The following is a 25,445-nucleotide window of genomic DNA, read 5'->3' as shown; positions in this document are numbered from 1 at the left end:
TTTATTTCTTTAGAGTTTGAAGGTCATCTTCGATCACAGCGGCCACTTTTTTAGCGAGCGCGTCCGCCCCCTTAGGCCTGAAGTGAACACTACGGGAAACCGTAAAAGAGCCCCTCAAGTCTCGAACCCTGAACTTATCATCAGGACAGGACACAGTGAGCACCTTCATCGGAGCAAAGGTGAAATTGCCATCATCCTCTGTGACTCGAGAAGTTAACCCATCTTTGCCAACTCCAAATACATAGGAATCATCCGATCCGTATAAACCGTCAAAGCCATTGAACTGAACCGTCGCGCCGCCATCCGAACTCAACTCCACATTCTCCACCGAAAACTGGATCGAGTCTTCCTCGTCCACATATCGTTTGTTTGAGACCCCGAAGTATTCATCACTGGAATACACTTGAGCTTTCTCGCCAAGCTTCACTGCGGAGTCATTACCATTAAGTATAATGTCACCGTCAACATACCCCTTATACCGGATGTCCCACGCAAGTGAATCATTTGAGCCACCGACTCCATCCAGATCCTGATTTTTAATGGAGAACGAATAAACAATGTCCAATCCGTCCTCCACCTTAGTAATTTTTACATCCGAGTCACTAGCAGTCAGACCACTGATTTTTGCATCTGACAAATCAGCTTGCACATCATGAAACCTGACAGAAACATCTCCGTCAGCGTTGGCGGGGCCGACCCCAATGGGAACGGAGTTATACATTTTCAGTTTAAAACTTCCGTCCTCCTGCTGTTCCACCATCCAGATCCCCGTATTTTCCAACCCTCCACTGATTTCTGGGTTACCTTGGAGAAGTAACTTTAAGAGCGAAACTCCCGCGCTATTATGCCCAGCCAGAAGGATCGATTTTTCAGAGCCTCCAAAACGTCTTTTAATAACATCTATCGCGTGCAGTGAGGCGTGCTTCATGTAAGCGACTTTCACATTATCATCACTTCCCCGAGGGTATTTGCCGTAGTTATTGGTGGCACCCTCGCGCAGCTTGAAAAACAGCTTTTCCCTCTCTGGAAGAAGAATGGGCTCTCCCTTATTAAGTATATCTTCCTGCACATCTGGGATGTCTTTCGACAAGATGGCTTTCATTCCAGTGCCTTCCCTGAGCTCAGGCCAGACTTCACCCTTGCTACCAGTGATCTCCATGTATGGAAGGATCGTATTACGCGCTCTCCACAAGGGACTGCTGGCGATAAAATCAAACTTATAGGCCTTGAGCTTTTCCGTAGCTGCAAGCACCTCTTGATTCCCTTTCGGGGTGAACATATCAGGATTCCCCACATACGCAGGCCATTCCGACTGTGGGATTCCCTTCGCTTCCCAAGCTTTTCTCACATTATGCCCGCCCTCGGCATGGCGGATGTAATAGATCTTCAGCCCTGCTTCACAAACGCTCGTCGCCATCGACGCGCACGCCATCATAGCTAATAGAAGAAATCGTAGTTTGGTTTTCATCATCTTAGTTACCAGTTCGTCTCTGCTTAATTTCGTATTGACTGATTGAGATATGGCGAGCGACTAATCGCCGAGGGCTTTGGTGATCTTCTTCCGCGCCCCAAGCGTGAGCGAAAATTCCAATGGTTGCGGCTGCCCTGGTGTGCTGCGCCCCGAATCAATGCTGCCCTGCATCAAATCAGTCAGTGCCTTGAGTTTCTCCGGATGCTGCTTGCTGAGGTCATTCTTCTCCCCCAGATCGTCCTCTAACTGATACAGTTCGGTCTTTCCCGAAGTTAAAAAGATCGCCTTCCACGGCCCTTGACGAATCGCCAGATCACCCGACATCGATTGATGCACTGTGAACGCTCGGGTGGGCTCGTGGCTCTGCCCTAATAAAGCTGGCAGCATCGAGACGCTGTCCTCTCCGGCATTATCTGGGATCGTAGCACCAGTGATCTCCGCGCAAGTCGCCATTAAGTCCGTTTGACAGACGGTCTGATTCCAAATAGATCCCGCCGCAACCTTCCCTGGCCAGCGAGCAATGAACGGCACGCGATGGCCACCCTCATAAATGCTGCGCTTTGAGGCCTTCAATGGTTCATACGCCCGTTGTGCCGCGCCATTATCTGCGGTGGCGATGATCAAGGTATTCTCAGCAAAACCATTCGCTTCTAATGCGTCCATAACCTGCCCCAGCATCGCATCCCCTTGAAATACCCAATCACCATACAGCGGATCCTTCTTGACCACATCCTTCGCTCCACTCCCGAGGAATTGGGGCGCAGGGACAACGGGCGCATGTGGCGGGCATACAGGAAAATAGAGAAAGAATGGTTGATCGGCGGACTGCTGGTTAATCCACTCCACGGCCTTCGCCGCCATCAAAGGCTGACCTTCGACTTCTGCCACCTTGGCGACCATGGTATCACCTTCAAACAAATCCCCGAGACTGCGCGCCTCTGTGAAACCATACACGTAGTCGAATCCCAACTCATGGGGACCACCTGTAAAGGTTTCACCAACTTTTGGGGCTCCTTTTTGATTTCCCGTCCAATTCACTCCCAAATGCCATTTACCGATCAGAGCCGTGTTGTAGCCCTGCTGTTTGAGCATTGAGGCCACCGTCAGGCGCGAAGTCGGAATGATCGCGGGCGTTCTCGGCGAACACACACCGAACTGCCCAATCCGCGAAGGATAACGGCCCGTAATCACGCCATAGCGCGAAGGCGTGCAAACCGCCGCGGCGCTGTGACCATCCGTGAAACGCATCCCCTCTTTCGCGAGTTGATCCATATTCGGAGTGAGCAGTGCGGACTCGGGATCATAGCACTGTGGCTGGCCGTAGCCCATATCGTCGAAATAGACGAAAACGATATTGGGCCGGCTCTTCGACGAATGCGAAACCGGTATACTTACAGCTTTCGGCGCTAGCACGTTGTCCGATGCGTTTAGCGCGGTCAGCTCTTCACCGATGACTGCTGCCACCCGCTCAGCCAGCGCATTCGATCCTACGGGCTTGAAGTGCACATTCGTAGGCAGCTGCCACTCGTCAAGGTGCGGCAGGACATAGGCGTGTAGATCGTTCACCCGGATGCCGTTGGCCTCCATCATCTCAAGCGCAGTGGCGTTGTAGCGCACCGGAGCTTCCGGCACGCGCAACGGGTTCAGCGTGCCTGGCACTACCGGCGTAGTCGTGGCAAATATGAGCTCTGCTCCGGTTGCTTTGAGCTTTTCGATCAGCACCTGCATATTCGCAGTATACTCCTCAAGAGTTGCCTGCGTAGGATCATTCGGATCGTTCGATTTATCATTGGTGCCTGCGGTCTTCACATGCTTGAGATCATGCAACCCCCAGTTGAAATGGATCACATCCCATTTTTCTGCTGCCAACCATCGATCAATATTGGCGATCCCGTAACCAGTGCCATTGCAATTCTCGCGACGATTGCCTTTGCGCCCCATCGGACGAAAGACGTTGGCTCGGTCCGCCAGAAGCGCACGCACCTGCAGGGTGTAACCAATCGAGATGGAGTCACCTAGGATCAACACATTCGGCAGATCTGGATCGGACGTAAAGGTCCAGACCAGTGTTTTGTCTTTTTCCACCGCTGATCCGGCTTCGGGCGCAGCATGCGCGAATAGAAACGAGGAGAAAAAGAGGACAATTAGCAGAGGTGATAAAGATCTCATGGAAGTCGTTTGGTTATAGAGCGTGCGACGCGTGGAAGCTCAATGTCCATCGTAGCGAGTCGGCGACGCCCCGACTCACTACGATGTGCGACGAGCCTTAGCTCGGCAGTTCATAGCCCTTACGCCGTGGACGATCCTGCATGGATTGGGCTTCCGCATCCCCAAGAATCTGCTGTGCAGCAGGATCCCATTCGATCGAGCGTCCCTGACGTTCAGCGATCGCGGCAAGTTGGCAGATACTACCGGAACGGTGCCCCACAGAAGCTGGGCAAATCGTCGGCTCACGGGACTTCACGCAATCGATAAAGTTCTGACGATGATTCTTAGACTCGTAGACTTGGATGTCGCTATCGGTCAATCGGTAGCGGACGAGTTCTTTTGGCATCGTGGCAATTTTGCCGCGACTGACATGGACTTCCCCCTCAGTTCCGATGAAACGGATCATATGCCCATGATCTGGCTGCTTGTCGCGCCAGACGGTAATGCCGTCGGCGTAACGATAGTGATGATGCTCGGCGCCGTTGAAGCCCTTAGGGATAAACTCGACAGGCCCGGAATCATCGCGACCAAGTGCCCATTGAATGATGTCGAAGTGGTGCGCACCCCAGTCACCGAACTTGCGGCTACCATAGTCCCAGTAGCAGCGCCAACCGCCAGAGTATTGCGATTTAACGCGTTCATCGGTGTATTCGTAGAAAGGTGTGGGGCCGATCCAGCGATCATAATCAAACCCATCTGGAACCGGCTTCACTTGCGCATCTTGAGGCGGTTGAGGGAATGCTCCGAGTTTTACGTAAATCTCTTTGACCTCACCGATCTTCCCATTGCGCACCAAGTTCGCTGCGATACGGAAATGTGCCGAAGAGCGTTGTTGAGAGCCAACTTGCAGAATGCGACCATACTTCTGCTCCGCAGCGAGCACCGCTTTGCCTTCTTCGACAGTCAGCGTCATCGGTTTCTCCACATAGACATCCTTGCCCGCCTTCATCGCTTCAATCGCGATTGCAGCGTGCCAGTGGTCGGGCGTTGCAATGCACACGATATCAACATCAGGATTCTGCAAGAGCTCCTCGTAGTAGTTGGTGCTCATGACGGATGTCGCACCTTTAGCCGATAAGGTCTTGAGCGCATCCTGCAGTTTGGACTGGCGAACATCACAGGCAGCGACCGCCTGTAGATCCTTCATTCCAGCAAAGCTTTTGAGGTGCCCTTGCGCAATCAGGCCAGTGCCTATGAAACCGATGCCCATTCGGGAATTGGCTGCGGCTTTTGAGCCATTACCGAGCGTTTCAGCTCGGAGTATCATCGGGGCTCCCAGTATCGCGCCCGCGGCAAGTGCAGACTTTTTAAGGAAGGAACGACGTGGGGTATTATTGAGGTGTTTCATAAAGTATAATCTATCTAGAGGTTCAGTTATTTAAGGGTAATACGAAAGCCACAACCGGGAGTTCCAGCAGGGATTTCGGAAGCGAAATTGTCACCCCCTTGGCATAGTGCTCCGCAATCGAATCCAAGGTCGGTTCGACTTTAGTCAGTGTAGCGCCGAACAGTTGCGTCCCGAGCACGGGCATTGAAAGTGTCAGAAGATGTCTAATCATCATGATCAGACTATCATCAATTTGACCGGTTCAACATCACGTATTTACTGAGTTTCTTGCGGAGAGTGGGATATTTGGGGGTCAGCTTTGATCCTGGATGTCCTTCAGTAAGGTTTGCAGTGTCCTCACTTTTTCTGGATACTCTTTTGACAGATTCTTGTGCTGCGACGGATCTTCACGGAGATTGTAGAGTTCTACAGCATGGTTGCCCCCAGAGGTATAGCCTCGTTTCGTTTCAAACTCGGCGGCACGCTTGCCGTTATGATTACCGGACTTCGCAGCAATCAACACCCAGTCGCCCTGCCGCACGGCGAACGCTTTTTCATTCGTGTTATGCACCATATTTCGCCGCACGGATGTCGCCTCGCCCTTCAAGACTGGGAGCAAATTTTGAGAATCCGCCGCTTCTCCTTCCGGTATTGAGCGGTTGATCGAAGCACCAAGGGTCGCCATGAGATCGACTTGCGAGATGAGAGCCTCCGACACACTCGCGGGCTTGATCACTCCAGGCCATTTAACGACGAACGGCACGTGGTGGCCGCCTTCATAAATATCACGCTTCGCGCCACGAAACGGTTCCGACGACCAGTGGTCATATTTCAACGCGCGTGGATACGCGTAATGCTCAGATCCGTTATCCGCGGTAAAAATAACAATCGTATTATCCGACAAACCAGCCGTCTCCAGCGCTTGTAACAACTGCCCACAAGTCCAGTCCGTCTGCACCACAAAATCACCATAGGGTCCAGCTTGAGAGCTGCCTTCAAATTCTTCTGCCGGAACAATCGGCGCGTGCGGTGACGGGAATGCAAAATACAGGAAGAACGGCTCTGTCTCATCCTTGCGCCCCTCGATGTAAGTAACTGCTCGTCGTGTCATTTCCGGCAAAACATCATAAGGATCCCAGCCTTTAACCATCGGACCTGAACGGCACTCCCACTTCCCTTCCTTCAATGGCTTCCATAAGTCATCATCCTTCTGCATGTCAGGAATCTGCAGCATCCGATCATCTTGAATCCACGCGTAGGGAGGAAAGTTAATCACGGTATCCCCAAAGTAATGATCAAAGCCATGCGCTAGCGGGCCATCGGCAATCGGCTTTTCCCAATCAAAATCTTCAAAACCTCGTCCTCGTTTGCCTGGCTTGCGTATGGATGACCAGTCCCAGCCTAAATGCCACTTTCCGATTGCAGCGGTATGATAGCCCTCCTCTTGTAACATCTCTGGCAGCGTCAATTGCTCTGCTTTAAACACACTGTTTCCGAACGCCTGGACAATGCCATGAAAATCCCGCCAGTGGTAACGCCCCGTCAACAGCGCATAGCGACTCGGGGTGCAAATACCCGAGGATGAATGGCCGTCCGTAAAACGCATTCCTTGCTCGGCCAGCTTGTCCAGGTTGGGTGTTGGAATCTTCGAAGCTGGATTCTGAATTGCCAAATCCCCATAGCCCATATCGTCAGCATAAAGGATCAGCACATTCGGGCGCGTATCGCCTGCCCAGGAGTGAGTGACACCAGCGAGAGTCGCTAACAGCGCAACAGCGTATGAAAATAGTCTAGTTTGTTTTTTGCACATAATGTTCAGATTTCGGTTCGTTGATTCATCTATTTGTAGGCAATCGTCGCCCTCATTCCGCTGCGAAGTTTGGGATCACCAAATCGGGAACACCCGTTGTCTTTTTCTGTTCTCGTAAATACTCGACCCAACCCCCCAGCTTCTCGTCGATGTCACGGTCTTCATTGACCATCAATGGACGGCATTCATCCCACCAAGCACCATATGCCTCCATCATACCGGCGATGACCTCGGGATGTGCCTGACTGAGATCGTTTTTCTCTGCGCGATCATCCACGATGTTATGTAACTCCAAATCGCGATCCATTCCCTTGTTCACCGTTAAGCGCCATTGAGCGTCACGAACAGCAAATGAATTAAATTTGTTATTGTCCGCCCCGGGATCGCGACGGTGTTTTTCGTGCTTCGACTTCTCATTCCCCCAGCGTCCCTTGTGGAAAAATACGGTGCGTTGCTCCCACGAAGCATCGGCATCATCCAAAAGAGGCAGTAAACTTCGACCATCGAGGTCCAGCTCACTGACATCCGCTCCGGCCAGATCAGCAAAGGTAGGCAACAAGTCATAATGCCGCGCGAGTGTATTGATATCGCTGTCCGTTTTGATCTTTCCCGGTAGACGAACAAAGAAAGGCACTCGCGAGCCGCCTTCGTAAACACTGGTCTTCCCTCCTCGCATGCCGCCACCGTAAACCGAAGTAGCAACAGAGCCATTGTCGGTCATGAAAATCAGAATAGTGTCCTGCGCCATGTCCCACTCATCGAGTTTTTGCATGAGCAGCCCCATGTTATCGTCGATATTACTGATCATGGCAAAAAAGCCAGCCTTCTCGCGATGTTTGGGATCTTCTATATCTTCATACATTTTTAGATACTTCTCCGGCGCACTCCAGGGGCCGTGGGGGGCGTTGGGAAAGATACAGGCCAGAAATGGTTGCTTCGCATCATGTTGTTGCTTCATCCAATGCATGGCTTGCCCGAAAAACACATCGGTGCAGAACCCCTTCGTCTGCACGAAGTCCCCATTGTGCCGAATCAGCATATCGAAATAAGATCCGTTGCTACGGATACCACTGCTGCCCGCAATGCCCCCACCATGGATCAATGACTCATCGAAGCCACGATTATGCGGCTGATACGGATCGCTATCTCCCAAGTGCCATTTACCAAAAATACCCGTCGCGTAACCGGCCTCACGCATGACTTCGGGCATCGTTTTTTTATCCAATGCCATCAATTCACGATGAAAGATGGTGTGTGTCACGCCGACCTTGAACGGATGCACGCCAGACATGATCGCGGCACGCGTCGGCGCACAACTGGAGCTGACCTGAAAATCCTCAAAGCGTGTGCTCTCTTCGCGCAGGCGATCGATATACGGCGTCTGGATATATGGATGCCCACTCGAGCTCAGATCACCGTAACCCTGATCATCCGTCATCACGACGATGATATTGGGTCGCGTGCCGGACAAACTACTGGCGGCGTGACTGATCGTGTGGATGGCAGCGAAAAGCAAGGCTCCCGATGCCAGTGAAATTAGAGAGTGTGATTTCATCGTTTTATGCATCGTCGTCGTTCGCTTTCTTTTTACTCTTCTTTGCCGGCCTGACCTTTTTCTTTTCTAATGGAAGATTACGGTCGAACAGCTCACCGAACTTCGCGTGTTTACTGCCGGCGATCGCTTGCTCCTGCCAATGCTTGAGTTGGGCGTCATAATTCTTACGCATGACTTGCAGCAAAGGTTGCGCCTCTGGATTTTGGGCGAGATTTGTCATCTCCAGCGGGTCTTTGGTCAGATGAAACAATTCTTCCGTCGGCTCCATTGTCGAATCACCATACCACCAATAAGTATATTTGTGATCTTTAGTGACCACGGTCAGCGCACTGGTCGCGCCGCTACCGAAACAGTTCATTAGGGCCATCTGCTCGCGAACGTCCGCGCTTGGATCCTGCAACAGAGGCAGCAAACTGACACCATCGATGTTCTCCGGTATCGGGAGCCCAGCCAGTTCCAAAATGGTCGGGGCAAAATCGATGTTCCCCGTCAACGCCGGGCTGCGAAGCTGCTTGCCGGAAGTCGGACTGCGCGGATCATAAATCATCAGCGGAACACGTGAGGACTCCTCCATCGGCAGCACTTTCGATCCATAGCCGTGCACCCCGCAAATGTAGCCATTATCGCTTGTATAGATGATCACCGTATTACCGGCGACACCCTGGGCTTCCAAGGCCTCACGAATCATCCCTAGCGCAACATCGATCGCATAGATTTGCTGGTAGTATTTGCGCATTTCACCGTCGTAATCGGTATCGTAATGCCACTCCGTAAAACGTGGATATTGACGCCCCTGCTTACTTTGCGGCGAGAGATGCGCACCGTTTTCACGGCCGAAGTTCGCGGGTTTAGTAAACGTCTTGCCCGCATAGATGTGATCAAATTGAGGATCTGGATCTGCCGGTTTGTGCGGTGCTTTGAAGCTGATGGATAAGCAGAACGGTTTGTCCTGCTTCACCGCCTCAGCGATCACGTCCTTACTAAATGCAGCATACGACAATGTCGAATGCGGATACTCTTTGGCATATTTCGCCATCGATTTATTTTTGTCAGTTCGGTAGCTCGTCTGACCATCCGCACCGCCCCATAGATCGAAGAACTGACTCGCGTCGTAGCCATGCCCATCGATCTTGAAGCCAAACTTGCCGGCAAACGCAGTCAAATAGCCCGCCTCACGCAATAACACAGGATACGAATTCGACCAGATCTCAGTCGTCATATCACCATGCCCGAAATTGGTGCCAGTCTTGTATTCATACATGCCGGTCATGACATTGGCACGGCTCGCCATGCAGATCGCAGTGGTGTTGTAATGCCGGTCGAAGATTACACCATCCCTCCCGAGCTGATCCATCTGTAGCGTGAGCACTTCAGGATTCCCGTAAATACCGACCGATGCGAAATTCTGATCATCCGCCATGAGGTAGACGATGTTCGGGCGTTTGTCTGCCAAGGCAGAACTTATCAAAAGGGTGCCGAACAAGCCACTCACGAGAAGTTTATTTAGAATTGATTTCATGGAATACATTTAAATTAGGATACTAATAGCGAAGGGGCATTTGAGTTGAGGCTTCGACACTCTCACTTCTTTTTCAAATGATCGGTGCGAGCATAGGCCTGCCAAACCTTGGCGAACTCCTCGTCCATCAGCCAATTCGCGGTTGATTGATCACCCTTAAACTCCGCGTAAGGGGCAATCTCCAAGAGCTGCCGACCACCGGCGTCGACATCGTAAGTCGCACCCAACCAGCCGTCTTCGATCTTGATCGGCTTGAGTTCACCATCCTCGCCAAGTCGAACACGCATGGCTGCTTTGCAAAACTCTACGACAAAGTCCCAGACGATGTCTGGATCGACTGGGCCATGTCCGACGCCCGCCTCCATCATGGTGCACATGGCCGCGTCGCGCGTCTTACGCATCGCCTTCACCGTCTCATCCTGACGTGATCTGAGGAAATATTCATCGACTGTGCCCAACATCACCATCGCAGGCACTGTTTCAGTATTAGGGAACTCCAGATACTGCGTAAAACCGGGGTGAAATGATATCCAACCGATGGCCTTCTCCGGTCGTTGAGCAGGCCAACAAGCGGCAAAGCCAGTGCCATTCGAATGGCCGAAGGTTAATATCGGCGCATCCACCAGTTCAGGGTGCCCCGACAGTTCGGCGAGTTTTTTCACATGTTCGTCCGTCAAGCTGACATCACTGAGACCACGTTGAACCGGATTTCCATACATGCCGATCAGAGCGACCTTTTCCTCTTCCGCAAATTTCTGTAAAATGGGAGGTGTGATATCGCCCATACCATGACGGGACAGATAGAACGCGGCTCTCACCTTTTCCACGGACTCTGGGATATAGACATGAAATTCCGCCTCGCCACTGGTTTCTTTACCGACCGCATTGACTGAGACCATCTGTGCGGTAAAGCCCACCATCCCTTCCTGCATCGGCTCGGACTTCAGCTTCACCACCAGTGGCTTACCTTTTATGAAAAAATCAGTGGACCGAATCCGGATTTTCTCATCCACATGCCCCTCTTTCTCAAAGGTGAGTGTCGCAAGAATACCACGCTTGTTCGGCTTGATTTTTTCATCATAAACGAACTCGAAGGTAAAATCGCCATTGGGATCACTCGTCGTAACCGTATCAACGGGATTCATCGATACCTTCACGTCATTGAGCCAATTATCATCCGTATCCATCACCTTACCGGTGAGGATGATTGTTTGCCCTGAAATCAAACTGATCTCGCCCGAATTATCAGCGAAGACAGATAGTGGCGTTAGGGCCAATAAAAACAAGAAATGAGTCAGCATTTTTTTCATAGCTTTAACTCCGAGTTCTTACCCTTACGATTCCTGACCGTATGCTTAAAATGCATCGGCACTTTATTGGAAAAGCGTTTCAAGAATGGATCATCAAGCGTGCCCATTTGTTGAACCATCTCCAAGGTCAGTGGCTCAATCCCCAGTTCGAATGCTGGCGAACCCTGCTTGAAACCGAAATCACCATGGACGTGGTCAATAAACAGGGGGTCGCCCATCACACTATTTTGATCAATTACCTTTGTGCGGCTTCCCTTTTTCTGCGCTTCCAGCAGCGCCTGCCCCTTACCGCCTTCGTGGAAGTAGAGATTGTAATCCAAGCCTTCTTTAACGCCTTTCAACCCGTAGTGAAAGCCGTTGGCAAATGCCGTGTCTGTGTGGTAAAAAACATTGTGCGACAAATTTGAATCCGGATCGACGGTATTGCCCGCCCCACCTGTCAAGAGTTGGCAGTTCACAAAAATATTTCCGGTCGCAGTGTTGAGACCTTTGATTGTGACACCCTGATTGCCCATTGTGCCGAACATCAAATTGCCCTGCACGATATTGCCATGACTGTCATCATCCGTGCGGATCATAGAGCCTTGTGGGTGATTATAGGTCACATTGTAGCGGACAATATTGTTGTCCCCATCACCAGAGAGGTAAATGCAGTTGCCGTCGTGGAGGAGCTTGAGGCAATCGTGAATCTCATTGAATTCGATCACGTTGTCTCGTGCATGCATGTAAGGCTCGTAATTGTTCCAGTCTTGGATGTCGTCGCCCAGCGTGATCTCCTCCCAGCGGATCGTGCTAGAGTGCTCGCGTGTGTCTTTGGCAAACAGCCATTTAGTATAAGGATTCTTCTTCCCCATTTGCTCAAAGGTCGGACCAAAGAAACGCCGGCGCACACCGGAAATTACCATGCCGCTATAGGCGAGATCGTGGATGTGATTGTGAGCGATCGTATTATGCCCACTCTGCCAGACGAAAACCCCAGGAGAGTGCAAAAAGAGGCTACCCACCAATGTGATCTCATTATTACGGATCGTATTACCCTTGTTCACGTCCTTTTTCCCAGGGCCGTAGCCGGCGAGTAAGACGCCGGTGCCACCCAAATTAGTAAACGTGGAGTTTTCGACCGTGATGTTCTGAGCAAACAGATCCAAGCGCACACCGTCACTACCGCTATCGGTAAAAACACAGTCCGTCACGACACAGTTCTTGGCTCCGCGAAAACGAATCAGTCCGTTGGCCTTGTCCCACATATTCCAGTCGTGCTGGATGCCCTTGTCCTCTGCCGTCCATTTCTGGCGATCAGCGTAGGAAAACTGAAGTCCTTGAAAGACGATGCCTTCGACGGGTTGGTCGTTGGTTCCTGCAAGCGAAGAATCTGTGATGCCCTCCACGCGGATCAATTCGTCCAACGCAGGGGCGATGATTTGATCGCTTGGCTGACCCGACTTCGGCCAATAGTAGAGTTTGCCCTCTTGCGAGTTCAGCACCCATTCTCCCGGCGTATCAAGGTGATCAATACAGTTCTCGATCACGAACTTCCCGCGCATACGATAGGTCGCAGGGAACGCCAATCGCCCTTCCAAAGTCTTCGGGTTCAGCGATGCGATCGGGAGGTAATTGACCATCCACTTCGGACTGGGGCTACCGAACAGCTCGATGTCCTCCATGTTATCCCACATTTTCAAATCGCCCGCTTCATACAGAAACTCGATACGTTGCTCGGGAATGCTCGCATAAGTGCGATTGTTATTTTTGTTACCGATCACGATCTCATCGGATTGCGCGCGTTGCAGCAACTCACTGCCATCGAACAAGGCATGAAAATACGCGTCGCCCTTCGCCCAAGGCACCTCGGCGACCCAAATCTTGCCACCAGCCAAGTTAGACTGCTTCCAATTGTCGATCACCCGACCACCGCTGATAACGGGCAGTGCGCCCTCGCCTGCTCGATAACGAGTCACCGCACCCGCTGGTGCGGAGTCTTCAAGCCCGAAGATCAAAGTTGCATCCAAAGTGTAGGTGCCGCCGGCAATCACCACATCGACATTTCCACGTTCGCCGCCTGCACGCAGTTCACGAACAGCATCGCGAGCCTCCCTGAGTGAATCAATCTCACCTCTTGGTGAAACATGGATATCGATGCCAAATAAGGCGGAGGACTGCACCACTGAAAATAATGCAATGAGGAGCGATTTGATTTTCATAATCTTATATTTTAAATTTCTGGATTTGAAGGCGATCTACTTTACCGAACTCAGAATCATGGCGTGTCCGCCGCCCATTACCATTTTAGCGACGATCACATCATTCGCAGTCACCATTTTCTTAGAGATTCGATAAACTTCAGGGTTAGTCTCCCCATGCGCGTCAGCCGCGTCCTCGAAAATCTCAACTTCATAGGCAACTCCGTCTTCTAGAAAATCGAGCTCAATCTCTAAATCACGTGGCGTCTCATTATTCACCGAGCCAACAAACCATGTATCCCCCGTCCGCCGAGCGGTGGTGATGTATGTCGCCATCTCACTATTAATGACGCGTGTTTCGTCCCATGTTGCAGGCATCGCTGTTAGAAATTCAAAGAGGTCGGGCTTCTTCGCGTATTCTTCCGGCGCATCCGGTAACGTAATCAGCCCAGAACTAATCACTAGGCAGCGAGCCACTTCACTGACCACGGTCGAGATATAGGTATTTAGTTTCTCCGGCCCCTTCTCCCGCTCTCCCGCATTGATACTATTAATACCAAAATTGCCATTGGCCATGTCAAGTGGCCCTGTAAGCGCATTGATCATCGCCATTTTCAAGAACCCTGTAGGAGAAAACGCTTTTCGGGAGTCTTGTTGAGCATGGCAAAATTCGCGCGTGAAAAAATTCGGCATCGTCCGTTCCACCCCTGTCATGGCAGCAGGATTGTCATGATAAAAAATGAACAGTTGGTTCTCGGCAGTCCCCTGGATCGAAGATCGAGTAAATTCAACGTCAGCCCCTTGAAAGCCATACTTCATGCCCGCAGCTCCCAGCGAACTGAAGTATTCAAACAACTCCGGATCCGCGAGCAGCTTACCTTTGCGACCTCTCCGATCGAAATACAAAACAATCTCCACGCCCTGCTCTTTAGCATAGGCCATGACTTTAGGCATGTCGATCGCAGGATCGGCAATGAGTGTCCCATCGGGACTCCCCAGATACCAATGATCATCAATAGTTAAATACTCGATGCCATGCTTCGCAGCAAAATCGATAAATCGTAAATAGCTCTGCGTATTGATCCCATAGTTGAACTCCCCATTATCGTAGCCATGCACGCGCCAATCCCAAAAGCCCTTGCCTGCTTTGATCCAGCTGGTGTCTGCGATTTCACAAGGTGCCGCAAGATTCAGAGCGACCGTGCTCTCAAGCAAATCACCGAGGGAACCACCGACTAAAATAACTCTCCATGGCGTTACGAATGCCTGCCCATTCCCGATGCCTTTTCCTTCCAGTCGAAGTGCGGAACCATCTCCGATGGCAATCACGTTTGCCACTTCATCAAATCGCTCTGCCGTATAGAGATCCGACTCTAGTAACGCGAGCCATGTATCCTTGGAAGACTCTAATACAAATGGCATATTGAAACGCTTACCTCGCTTGATCAGCTTGCCTAAAGGAATGGGTCCCATCGGATCCCTTTCGCCTCGTGTGTAATAAGCCTCAGTGTCATCAGGCATATTAAACTGAAGCGAGAAGTTCATCGACTGATCCTTCCAACCAGCGTCTGCCGGCGCGGCAAAACGAAATCCGACGCCATCGTTGTAAACTCGACAAACCAGATTCAAGGGCAAGTCGGAGGCCTTCAGCTTAAACACGAGTTGACTGCAATGGTCACGAATCAGGCTATACGAGCCCCAGACGGGCTCCCATGAACTATCTTCTGCGCTCCTTTCAATACCGAGTGATTCATAGTTCGCACCCTCCAAGAGCGAGATCGATGAAGATTCCACCAACAATTGCCCTTGATGAGACAGCGTATAGGAGACGTCGGAAGCAGTGAGCGACACCTCGACTATCGTTAGACCATCAGGGGATTCAATGGTGGCGGTCTCCGCCCAAAGATTCACGGAGCTGATGATTGTAGCGATTAAGCCAATACGGATCGTTCGAACTTTCATAGTGAGTAATTAGCGTGATCGATGATCATTAGCGTGCAAATTGCCTGAAGAACCCCCAAGCGGGGATTATACATTTCATCCTCTGCTACGAGTATCCCGTAATCTCGGGCTGGGTAAAAAAACTTCGGACGGCCCCAAGGGCCATCCGAAGTTTTGTAAAACGCTGATTGTGCTTAAGCCTTCAAATGACAGCCGGCCGAGACAACTTAAGACCTGCGGCGACGGATCATAACGAAAGCCAGACCTGTAAGCCCCGCAAGCAAGGCGTAGGTGCCGGGCTCGGGGATGGCGGTGGTGATAGTGAAATCAAGATCAGACACTCCCCAAGCGCCGCTAGCGCTGCCAGCCGAAGAAATGTAGAGATTTGAGGCACCCCCAGTGGTCAGGGCTTCGTTGCTGCCCCCACTCCACCGAGCCTCGAACAGCCCGGTTCCCGAACCAACGATACCTTTATGATTACTTCCGCTAGTCTCGAGGCCATTGGCTAAATTAAAACCGTCGAACGTCGCACTCCCACCTGTGTAGACGAGGTTTGTAACTGTAAATAGCAGGGTTTCTCCGACGGCTATATTGGTGCCGACACCAAAACCACTTCCGACCAATCCGACATCGGCAGCTGTTGCACCGAGCGTAACCTCGCCGCTATTTCCGGTCGTGTTAGTAGTGATACTTTGCGTTACCGTGCTGCCCGAAAAACCGTCCACATTCAAGTCGAAGGTCAGAGTTTCGACACCATCGAAATAGGTAAACTTGAACAAGTAGTCTCCCGACGGATTTGTTCTCACTAAAGACGTAATCGAACCTGCCCCATTTTCCGAAACAGCGTTAGCACCGATCGTGTCCACGTTATTAAAATCAGTGAAGGCGATGGTTTCGGCATTCGAGACCTGAGCCAGCGCGAGCGACGCGAAGGCGGCGAAGAGAAGTGTGGTTTGATTTTTTGTTTTCATGATATTATTGGGGGTTCATCAGATTAAGAAGGTGCCAATTCAGAAAATTGGCCTAGAAAGAGAGATCCCTTTCTAAATTCGAGCGTCATTATGCCATAATAACCGACTTTGCCTATCGGTCGTTTGTCCGATAGGCAAAACACGTAGATGCCACATCATTCAGATAGGCTCGACTGCTCCGACGCGGCACCCGATTCAGGGAATCGTAGATTATGTTATTCGTGCGCCGGGTTGACGCGCAGGACACAGGAATAGCTACCGGAACCGCCATTAAAATTAGATCCAGAAGCCACGAAGAGGTGCGTAGGACGCCCGTCCTGCAGCAGCACTTGTGGTCGCTCAAACTTATGGCCACGTAGCTTTTTAGCCCCCTTCAATTCCTTTGCCGGAAGGTAATGACTGAGTTGATCGAAACCAAGGATCGGCTCCTTAAAGTGAATCCCATCGACCGACTCCCACAGGTAACCGGATCCGCCTTCGTTATGAGTCGTAAGGAGATAGACTTTTCCATTTTCATAAAAAGCATAACCATCCTCAATTTCTGAATCGTTGCTGGTCAAAGGCTCCGCATGAAATACGTAAGGCCCCTCCACCTTATCGGCGATAGCAACTCCCATCCGGCGCACATCGCCCTTCTTCATTGCCTTATAATACAGAAAAAAACGTCCATCCGGATGCGCAAATAAAGCGGGGTTATTGACGCCGACGACAGAGCCACAACTCCAAATGCTGGGATCTTCCGGAGGCGCCAGCAGCAGCCCGTCTTCTCCGACCTTGGTCCACGGCCCCGCAGGATGATCGGAGATCATCATACCGATACGTTGAGATACCACCCGACTTTTTCCTTTGCCACCCGCATTCGCGATGTAAGTGAGCGTATACCGATCGCCGATCTTTTGCACATTCGGATTATGCGGCGACTGATGGTCCCACGTCGCAGCACCCGATCCCACCACAATTACCTCCTTAAACTCATAAGGCCCTTCCGGACTGTCGCTGACATATCGAGCGATCTCACAATGCGTCAGCCAGGCACCAAAACCTTCCGAAATCGGCCAACGCGCGACAAAAAGGTGCGTTCTGCCCTCAGGGCCCACCACTGGCGATGCGCCCCACACGTGATAATCCGGCTCTTCCACCGCGATCCCGACATACTCTAGGCGATCTGCCCAAGCGCGTTCGGAATCCGCTCCGTATCCATTCACACTGGATAGAATGACCACACCAGCAAACGCGCAGATAGCACTTATGTATTTAATCGTCATATAAATGCCTCTTCATTTTATGAATTCTCTCAGAGTCAGTATCGCTAGAGAATTCACTGGAAACACTCCATTAGTTAAGCGTAATGCGAAAGCCAACAACCGGATATTCTGGCAGAGCCTTTGGTAGCGAAATGGTCACCCCTCCTGCATCACGATTCCACCGAATCGTTTCGTCACTGCCCATTAAATGAATCGCTTTGATCTCCTGCTCCAAGAGCCCACCGCTCGCGAGTGTTTTAATCACGATATCCTGGGTCGGATGCGCCAGCACGAAGGCATAGAGCGCGCCATCTTTTTGAGTAAATCGAATATCCTGTTGCGAAAAGTTCGTGTGGTTTTCGCCTTGGCGTCCGTCTTTCATCTTAACTGGACCTTCGCCAAACACCTTCCATGGACGAGTGCCGTAAATCCCCTCGCCGCAGTCTTTGAGGAATTCACCAAAAGTGATCAAGTAAGCCGCTTGATTCTCAGGCAGTGTTCCATCGCCTCGGAGCGCCACATTCATCATTACCACGCCATTTTTACTGATCGCGTCGACCGCGTTGCCTAGCATCACGGGGATGCTCATGCGATTCTGACTCCCCTTGCGGTAGAACCACCCGCCAGAAAGATCCGTCGCCCACATCCAGGACTCTGTCTGTATATCTGCCGAGCTCCCCCGCTCCAGGTTGTAAGTAAACGCCTTGCGGTTTAAACCGCCGCTCTTGCAGGAGAATACCACGGTTTGCTCGCCGTTGTTTTCTTTCAGGTCACGATTGATATAATCAGAGAACAATTTAACCCCCAGCGATTTTCCAGTTTTCTCATTTGGGAACGGCGAGTCGTTGTTGAACATATCTGGGTCGTATTTCTCGATTATTTCCCAACAGCGGTCATACCAATGCTGATTCCAACTATCCTGCTTCGAATACTGCTTTGGATCATAGTCCATGTTGAACAGCTTCGCCTCCAGCGTGCCGGGCGTTTGATACTGACGAGCGGTGTTGAAGAAACGCGGCGACCAGTATAGGTGCGTCGATACGCCAAACTTCATGTCATATTTGTCAGCGGCCGCCTTCCACTCTTTGAGCGTATCGCGCTTCGGCCCCATATCCACCGAGTTCCATGGATGGGAGGAGTCATACATATCAAAGTTATCATGATGCGTGGCCACAGGCATGACGAAGCGTGCGCCATTATCATGGAAGAATTTAACCAGCGCTTCGGGGTCCCAATTCTCCCCTTTAAAAAGCGGAACCAGATCCTCATAGCCGAATTCAGAGGGGTGCCCATAACGCTTGGTGTGAAACGCCGTCAGCTCTTCCGTCATCTTGAGCTGCCCACCTGTTTCCCCCTCGTTGGCGCCATACATGCGGCGGCCGTAGTGCGAGCCGTCGTTCGGGCGGTTTTCATCGGTCGCAGCGGGCACGCCCCAGTGCGCCCAGACGCCGATCTTACCGTCTTGAAACCATTCCGGCACAGCATAGTTTTCTGCCATTGATTCCCAGGTTGGTTCGACAACGCCCACCACAGGTGGTTCGATCGCATGTGAGTTAAGTGCCGCAAATAGTAGAGAGAATGCTGCAAGAGGAGCTTTGAGAGATAAGTGTATTTTCATTTCGATTTATAAAGGGCATCAGCGCATCCAGGGGAGTGCATTTGATATTATTGATGTTAACACGTGCGTGAGCTCAGTGGCATCACGCATTATCGGGATAGCGCTTATTACAAAGAGTCAGTGAATTTAGTTCTTAACTGGGACGGGCTGCTTTAGACAGGCCGCAGAGTGTGCGCATTCATGTGATTTACAGATACTTATTACATCGTCGGCAGCTAAAGCAGCCGTTTCCCAGTTATCCAGGCAAAGCTACTCCAATTCGAGGCAGAGCACCGTCGCAATTTTACTGCCAGTCGTTTCAGGCAGCGCGAGCAGATAGAACGATTTTAAATGTTTTTGCATAGTATGAATATAAGAGCCGAGCGCCCACTAGGGTAACTGGGCTCTTATTATGCCCGAACGAAATATTCTGGCTATCGGTCGTTTGTCCGATAGACAAAACGGCTGGATTCCACGATAATCCATATCGTGAATATTGAGGCGCTCCCTGCTCATCCCGCTTCATTCCAGCCAACTAGGCACGACAACAAAAATGTTCCGTATAATTCAAGCACTGATCGCCATCACACTGGTGCTGCAGACTATGACGGGAACCCCGTTGGACGACCTATCCTTGCCTACACTCGAGCAACGACTGGAAGCCATCGACACCGAATTGGCCTCCCTCGCCCGCCACACCCTTCGTAGGGGCAGCGGCTCGATCGGCTTCCGCTCGAAGTGGCAAAAGACGGCTGAGCACTCCGAATGGATCGAAATCGATCTTGGGCGTGAGGTTCCCATTGATGAAATTGCCCTGGTTCCTATCCTTTGGCGTGATTCTGAAGATGGGTTTCGATCCGACGCCTTCCCCGAAATGCTACGCGTCACATACGGCACAGGCGACGAACGACCAGGCACTCTGATGGGGGAACTCCATTTCTCACCACACAACCAAAGTATCGCACCACGTATCATTCCGGCGAACCGTGTCACCGCCTCCTGGATTCGTATCGAAGCCCCACGACTCAACTCACGCGCCTTTGATGGTTGGTATGTGCTGCAGTTTTCAGAGATAATGATTTTCAGTGATTCGGAGAACGTCGCGCTGCGTCGCCCTGTCACTGTCTCCTCCAAACTCTCGAATAAGGATGTTAATTGGAATGAGCGCTTCCTCGTCGATGGGCACATGCCCTACCTGATGGACACCGCACAGGAGAAGGGCAGTCTCGCCTTCCTCATTCTACGCAGTGAACGCGCTTCGCTGATGATCGACCTAGGCCATGCGCAACCGATCTCCCGTATTCATCTTCATGAAATAGAAAAAAGCGATACCGTCCCTCAGATTGACAACAGTAGTGTCGGCACCCCTCCGAGGATGCGACTCGAGGGCGCCAACTCTCCCAACTTTTCCGATGCAGTCACGCTACTCGAAACGAATACCGAACGCATGATCAACCAAGGCCCCATCTTAATGTGGCCCTTTCCCGAAACGGTCTGTCGCTACATTCGTATCGTAGATGACTCCGACATTCCGGAATTCCGAATCGGGTTTGCCGAAATAGAGATTTTCTCTAACAAGCACAACGTCGCTCGAGGTGTGATGGTTCAATCCGATCCGCCCGACCAACGCTCCACCCCGTCAGGCTCTAAAGCTTCCACTCGGAGCCTGTCGACATTAACCGACGGTAAAAACCTAACTGGAAACATTCTACCCATCCGAGAATGGCTCAACCAATTGGCGCGCCGACAGGCATTAGAAGTCGAACGCACACAAGTAGCGACTGCACTGGACCAACGCTACACACAGCAGAAAGCTAACCTCAGACGCATGAGTTGGTTGGCCGCCCTGCTCGCCGCTGGTATCAGCATCACACTATTGACCCAGAAGATTATTCGTCAAAAAGTCGTATTTAGAACCCGCGAACGCATCGCAGCCAATCTCCACGATGAGTTGGGCGCCAACTTACACGCCATCGGCCTCTTCGGTAATCTAGCCCAAAAAGAAGCCAATAAGCACGGCGAAGACGAACGATGGAGCAAATTAGTCATGTATGTCGACGAAGTGCGCACGCTTACCAAAAAAACCGGAGAAACAGCGCGCTATTGCACCAACATGCTCGAAGCTAAAGAAATCCATGAGGATATTGTTGGAGAAATACGTCAAATGACGGAGCATCTGTTAATCGACCTAGAGCATACCCTCTCCATTACCTGCGAGCCACAACTGCAACAACTCAAGCCCCGTAAACGCGCCGATCTATACCTCTTCTACAAAGAATGCCTGACCAACATCATCCGCCACTCCGAGGCCACCAAAGTCGAGACTCGTATCGCACTTGAAAATCATCGAATCACGCTCACCGTCACAGACAACGGTTGCGGATTCACCGAAACACCCAAGGCACTCAAACGACGCGCCCGCCTACTAGGAGCAGAACTATCCATCGAAAAGCCGGATACCCGCGGCACTTACATCACTTTACAGCTACGCAAATACTGATGGAGCGCACATCTCGGTCGAAGCGACCGGCATGCGACGGCTCACACATTAAAAATTACCATACCCATGCAAAATAACATCCACATCATGCTGATTGAGGACAACGTCGCTTATCGAAAAGGCATCGCCTGCGCGTTGGATGATGAGTCGGACATCACCCTAACAAGCCAGTTCGGCACGGCGGAGATTGCACTACGCACCCTTCAAAATGCCACGGGCGTCGACGTGCCCGACCTGATTCTGCTCGACCTGAATCTGCCTAGCATGTCTGGCCTCGATTCAATCACATGGATTAAGCAGTATTCACCAAACACAAAGATACTAATACTCACTCAGTCGAATATGGAGGCGGATATCCTCTGTGCGATTCAGCGCGGAGCCGATGGTTATCTGCTAAAATCCACCTCAGTTGAAGACCTTATCACTGGCATCCACGAGGTCATGAACGGTGGCGCATCGATCGACCCGGGTCTCGCTCGTGTCATATTAAACACGCTGAAAAAGAAGCTCCCAACCAGCACGACCACGATCACACTCTCTCAGCGTGAACATGAAGTGCTTGCACTGATCGGAGACGGGCTACTCAAAAAGCAGGTAGCTGATCAACTCGACGTTAGCCAGCGAACCATTGCCACCCACCTTGAACACATCTATAAAAAACTTCAGGTGCAAAACGCTCCCTCCGCAATTAGCAAAGCCTACAAGTTAGGTATTTTGAAATAAAGAAATGAGCACCTCGCTTCATGCAAGACTCCTACACGCCAGCCAGATTTGGTAGGAACATTGATAGCGGCGCCCAATACGTAATCAACAGCAAGGCCAGCACCATCACCACATAGAATGGTAGCATGGCCTTTGACACACTGACGATATCGCTCTTCCCCACCCCTGCTCCGACAAATAAACAGGTGCCTACGGGCGGCGTTAATAGCCCGATGCAGAGATTCGCGATTAGAATGATACCAAAGTGAACGGGATCGAGCCCGAGTGCCGTGGCAATCGGCAAGAATATCGGCGTAAAGATAAGCACCGCTGGCGTCATATCCATAAACACCCCGACCATCAGTAACACCAGATTCATGATGATGAGAATCACGATCGGGTTTTCGGACAGACTTAACAATCCAGCACTCACCTGTTGTGGCACCTGCTCCTGAGTGAGCAAGCGACTCATCGCATAACTACAAGCGACAAGGAACAGCACCACCGCAGTCGTGCGCGCGGCTTTCAAAATAATCCTCGGTAATTCTGAGAATGCGATTTCGCGATAACACCCGACTCCGAGAATAAAGGCCCACAACACTGCAATCGCCGACGCTTCCGTGGCAGTGAAAACCCCGCCAAGAATCCCTCCAAGAACAATCACGACCAAGAGCAAGCTCGGCAGCGCGCCCAACAAAGAAGGCATGAATGGTGGATAACTCACCGCCACGCCATCAATCGCTTTGCCATAGCCACGCTTTAAACAAAGCACCAGTGCCACAGACATAATGCCTAAGCCCACCACCACACCGGGAACGACACCCGCTAGGAACAACGCAGCCACAGACACATTGCCCGCGACCAAGGCATAAACGATCATGATATTACTCGGCGGAATCAACAGACCCGTCGTGGCGGCACACGCCGTGAGCGCGATGTTAAAATCTTTATCATACCCCTTACGATTCATCTCAGGAATCAAGGTGCCACCGATACTGGAAACCGCCGCCACCGAGGAACCACTGATCGCCCCAAACAGCATACATGTCAGGGTATTCACCGCTGCTAGGCCGCCAGGCAAGCGACCCACCACCGCGGTGGCCAAGTCGATCAAACGACGCGCTAAACCACCGCAGCCCATCAGTTCACCAGCAAGAATGAAAAACGGAATGGCAAGCAGCGCAAAGCTATCAATGCCATTACTCAGATCACTCGCCGCGGCTAAGGGTATATGATCATAGTCCAGCGCAACCGACGTCACGACCGTGACCATGCCCAAAACAAAAGCGATCGGCACTCGCAAACAAAGCAAGGCCACAAACAAGGCGATCAATAGTGCAAATTCCTGACTCATGACTGCGCCCCCTTTACCTTTGAAATTTCAGCGAGTTCCGCAAACAGACGCTCTAAGCTGAAGCAGCTCACCAACACCCCACTCACCGGCAGGGCTAAATAAAACCAGGCTCTGGAGATATCTAACGCAGGCAACATCTGACCAGACTCAAAGCGCGCGGCAACCAATTGACCGCCGCCCCATGCCATAATAATCAACGCAAACGCGATCACCGCAAGTTGCACCACGACCGATGCCCAACGCTGCACGTCCTCGGTCCACTGTCGCACCACAATATCCAAACCGAGGTGCTCACCTTCACGCGTCGCTAACGCAGCACCAAGCAAGGCCAACCAGACCATGAGCAGCCGTGCTAATTCCTCCGACCAACGCGCCTGCGTGCCTAACAAGTAACGCGACCCCACGCCCCAGAGCACATCGATCACAAGCACGACGAAAATGATGATCAGTAACAGATTCAGGCAGCGAGAGGCCCATGCATTTAATGATTTTAACATAGCACTTATTCCTCGCTGATACGGCTCACCAACTCGCTCAATTCACCCGTTGCATATTTATCACGCACGGACTGTGTCACTGCCATAAATGGTGCGATATCAGGATACGAAATGGTCACTCCCTCTGCTTCCATCATCGCAATCGCTTCATTCGCGCCGCTGGCCCAGACCTCACGCTGAAAGGCGGTCGATTCACTGGCGGCCTGCGTCAACCAAGCTTGCTCCTGCGCACTTAAACTATTCCAAGTCTTTAAACTGATCAGCAAAATGTCTGGAACGCGCGCATGATGATCGAACGAAAACTCCTTACATACCTCAAAGTGACGCGAAGTCACAAAACTCTGCGGGTTATTCTCGGCACCATCAACCACGCCCTGTTGCAACGCAGTATAGAGCTCGCCCCATGCCACTGGCGTCGGTGCGCCCCCCATGGCATCGATCATATCCATCGCCACTGGATCGTTCTGCACACGAATCTTCATTCCTTCCAAATCCTGCGGCGACTCAATCGCCTTCTTCGCATAAAAATTACGACTACCCGCATCATAATAAGTCAATCCACGAAAGCCACTGGAACGCCCCGCATCGTTGGTTGCCAAGGTATCCAAAATCTCCTGACCGATCTCACCGTTGAGAACGCCCCAGAAGTGCTCCTCATCGCGAAACAAATACGGCAAGCTAAAGACCTTACAGACTGAGATAAAATTACTGATCGGCGCCGAACTGCCCTTGGCAATGTCCAGCGTGCCCGCCTGCAACTGCTCCATGGTCTGGGTCTCACTGCCTAACTGGCCATTGGGGAAGACCTCAAGCCGCAACTCCCCTCCCGAGAGCTCTGCGACGCGCATAGACATAAAATCGAGGCCCTCATGAACTGGATGATTCGTGGGCGAATTATGCGAGACTTTGAGTTCGCGCCCTTGCGCGGCTCCGGCAGGCGCATTCGATCCAAAGAAAGCGAATACCAACGAGGTTGCGACCACGCCCAGTATCACACCAAAGGTAAGATAAGATTTATTTTGTTTCATTTAATCAAGTGGCAGTAATGCTGCACTCAGTTTATCGGGGGTAATCGAAGCTTATAAATCTGAATCGTTCGATCGATAGAGCGTCCATCAGCCTCATAGAAGTAAGGCTCCTTTTGAACTAAAACCACACCGATTCGTCAATTTGATAATAATAACAGACACAGCTTGAAATATTCAAATCGCTCTAGAATCTAACACAAACGGAATAGCAATCGCGTAATTGCGCGCGCA

The 25,445-nt window shown here is 51.4% G+C and carries 17 protein-coding genes; 2 read left to right on the top strand and 15 right to left on the bottom strand.

From position 1 onward, the window contains the following. Position 1: 1 nt before the first annotated feature. The 12 genes from GZZ87_RS17920 to GZZ87_RS17865 form a co-directional block, all read right to left on the bottom strand. Entirely contained in the window at positions 2-1,468 is a 1,467-nt protein-coding gene (locus tag GZZ87_RS17920; RefSeq protein ID WP_162051257.1) for a phosphoglycerate mutase family protein, read from the bottom strand. Positions 1,469-1,531: 63 nt separating this feature from the next. Next, complete coding sequence (locus GZZ87_RS17915; protein ID WP_162024802.1) at positions 1,532-3,640, bottom strand: sulfatase-like hydrolase/transferase; 2,109 nt, start codon at positions 3,638-3,640, stop codon at positions 1,532-1,534. 97 nt (positions 3,641-3,737) lie between these two features. Next, entirely contained in the window at positions 3,738-5,027 is a 1,290-nt protein-coding gene (locus GZZ87_RS17910) for a Gfo/Idh/MocA family oxidoreductase (protein ID WP_162024803.1), read from the bottom strand. A gap of 292 nt (positions 5,028-5,319) precedes the next feature. Further along, positions 5,320-6,816 carry an arylsulfatase gene (locus GZZ87_RS17905; protein WP_162024804.1) on the bottom strand — a complete coding sequence of 499 codons (1,497 nt, stop codon included), beginning with the start codon at positions 6,814-6,816 and terminating at the stop codon, positions 5,320-5,322. A 52-nt stretch (positions 6,817-6,868) separates the two neighbouring features. Further along, positions 6,869-8,371 carry an arylsulfatase gene (locus GZZ87_RS17900; protein WP_162024805.1) on the bottom strand — a complete coding sequence of 501 codons (1,503 nt, stop codon included), beginning with the start codon at positions 8,369-8,371 and terminating at the stop codon, positions 6,869-6,871. A 4-nt stretch (positions 8,372-8,375) separates the two neighbouring features. Beyond that, positions 8,376-9,890: a sulfatase gene (locus GZZ87_RS17895; protein ID WP_244648066.1), complete on the bottom strand. Its 1,515-nt coding sequence runs from the start codon at positions 9,888-9,890 to the stop codon at positions 8,376-8,378. A 62-nt stretch (positions 9,891-9,952) separates the two neighbouring features. Further along, complete coding sequence (locus GZZ87_RS17890) at positions 9,953-11,200, bottom strand: hypothetical protein (protein ID WP_162024807.1); 1,248 nt, start codon at positions 11,198-11,200, stop codon at positions 9,953-9,955. Next, the gene (locus GZZ87_RS17885) at positions 11,197-13,401 is read right to left on the bottom strand and encodes a right-handed parallel beta-helix repeat-containing protein (RefSeq protein ID WP_162024808.1); all 2,205 of its coding nucleotides are present in this window, start codon (positions 13,399-13,401) and stop codon (positions 11,197-11,199) included. The genes GZZ87_RS17890 and GZZ87_RS17885 overlap by 4 nt, the downstream gene beginning before the upstream one ends. Positions 13,402-13,437: 36 nt before the next feature. Further along, complete coding sequence (locus GZZ87_RS17880; protein WP_162024809.1) at positions 13,438-15,342, bottom strand: glycoside hydrolase family 97 protein; 1,905 nt, start codon at positions 15,340-15,342, stop codon at positions 13,438-13,440. A 206-nt stretch (positions 15,343-15,548) separates the two neighbouring features. Continuing rightward, positions 15,549-16,292, bottom strand: a complete 744-nt coding sequence (locus tag GZZ87_RS17875) for a PEP-CTERM sorting domain-containing protein (RefSeq protein WP_162024810.1) — start codon at positions 16,290-16,292, stop codon at positions 15,549-15,551. Between the two features lie 215 nt (positions 16,293-16,507). Further along, entirely contained in the window at positions 16,508-17,557 is a 1,050-nt protein-coding gene (locus tag GZZ87_RS17870) for a glycoside hydrolase family protein (RefSeq protein WP_162024811.1), read from the bottom strand. A gap of 70 nt (positions 17,558-17,627) precedes the next feature. Next, positions 17,628-19,154, bottom strand: coding sequence for an alpha-L-fucosidase (locus GZZ87_RS17865; protein ID WP_162024812.1), 1,527 nt, complete (start codon positions 19,152-19,154; stop codon positions 17,628-17,630). A gap of 532 nt (positions 19,155-19,686) precedes the next feature. Here GZZ87_RS17865 and GZZ87_RS17860 point away from each other — a divergent pair. Then, positions 19,687-21,633 carry an ATP-binding protein gene (locus GZZ87_RS17860; RefSeq protein WP_162024813.1) on the top strand — a complete coding sequence of 649 codons (1,947 nt, stop codon included), beginning with the start codon at positions 19,687-19,689 and terminating at the stop codon, positions 21,631-21,633. Between the two features lie 66 nt (positions 21,634-21,699). Next, positions 21,700-22,356, top strand: coding sequence for a response regulator transcription factor (locus GZZ87_RS17855; protein ID WP_162024814.1), 657 nt, complete (start codon positions 21,700-21,702; stop codon positions 22,354-22,356). A 31-nt stretch (positions 22,357-22,387) separates the two neighbouring features. Here the strand turns inward: GZZ87_RS17855 and GZZ87_RS17850 are convergent, their stop codons facing one another. From GZZ87_RS17850 to GZZ87_RS17840, 3 genes are read right to left on the bottom strand one after another with little or no spacing between them, the layout of a single operon-like run. Next, on the bottom strand, positions 22,388-23,689 hold the full coding sequence (locus tag GZZ87_RS17850; protein WP_162024815.1) for a TRAP transporter large permease: 1,302 nt from the start codon (positions 23,687-23,689) through the stop codon (positions 22,388-22,390). Next, on the bottom strand, positions 23,686-24,186 hold the full coding sequence (locus GZZ87_RS17845; protein ID WP_162024816.1) for a TRAP transporter small permease: 501 nt from the start codon (positions 24,184-24,186) through the stop codon (positions 23,686-23,688). Before GZZ87_RS17845 ends, GZZ87_RS17850 begins: the two co-directional genes overlap by 4 nt. 5 nt (positions 24,187-24,191) lie before the next feature. Continuing rightward, positions 24,192-25,214, bottom strand: coding sequence for a TRAP transporter substrate-binding protein (locus GZZ87_RS17840; protein WP_162024817.1), 1,023 nt, complete (start codon positions 25,212-25,214; stop codon positions 24,192-24,194). Positions 25,215-25,445 lie beyond the last annotated feature (231 nt).

It is taken from the genome of Lentimonas sp. CC4, assembly GCF_902728235.1.
Lineage (GTDB): Bacteria > Verrucomicrobiota > Verrucomicrobiia > Opitutales > Coraliomargaritaceae > Lentimonas.
This window is presented reverse-complemented; position numbering and strand designations above follow the sequence as displayed.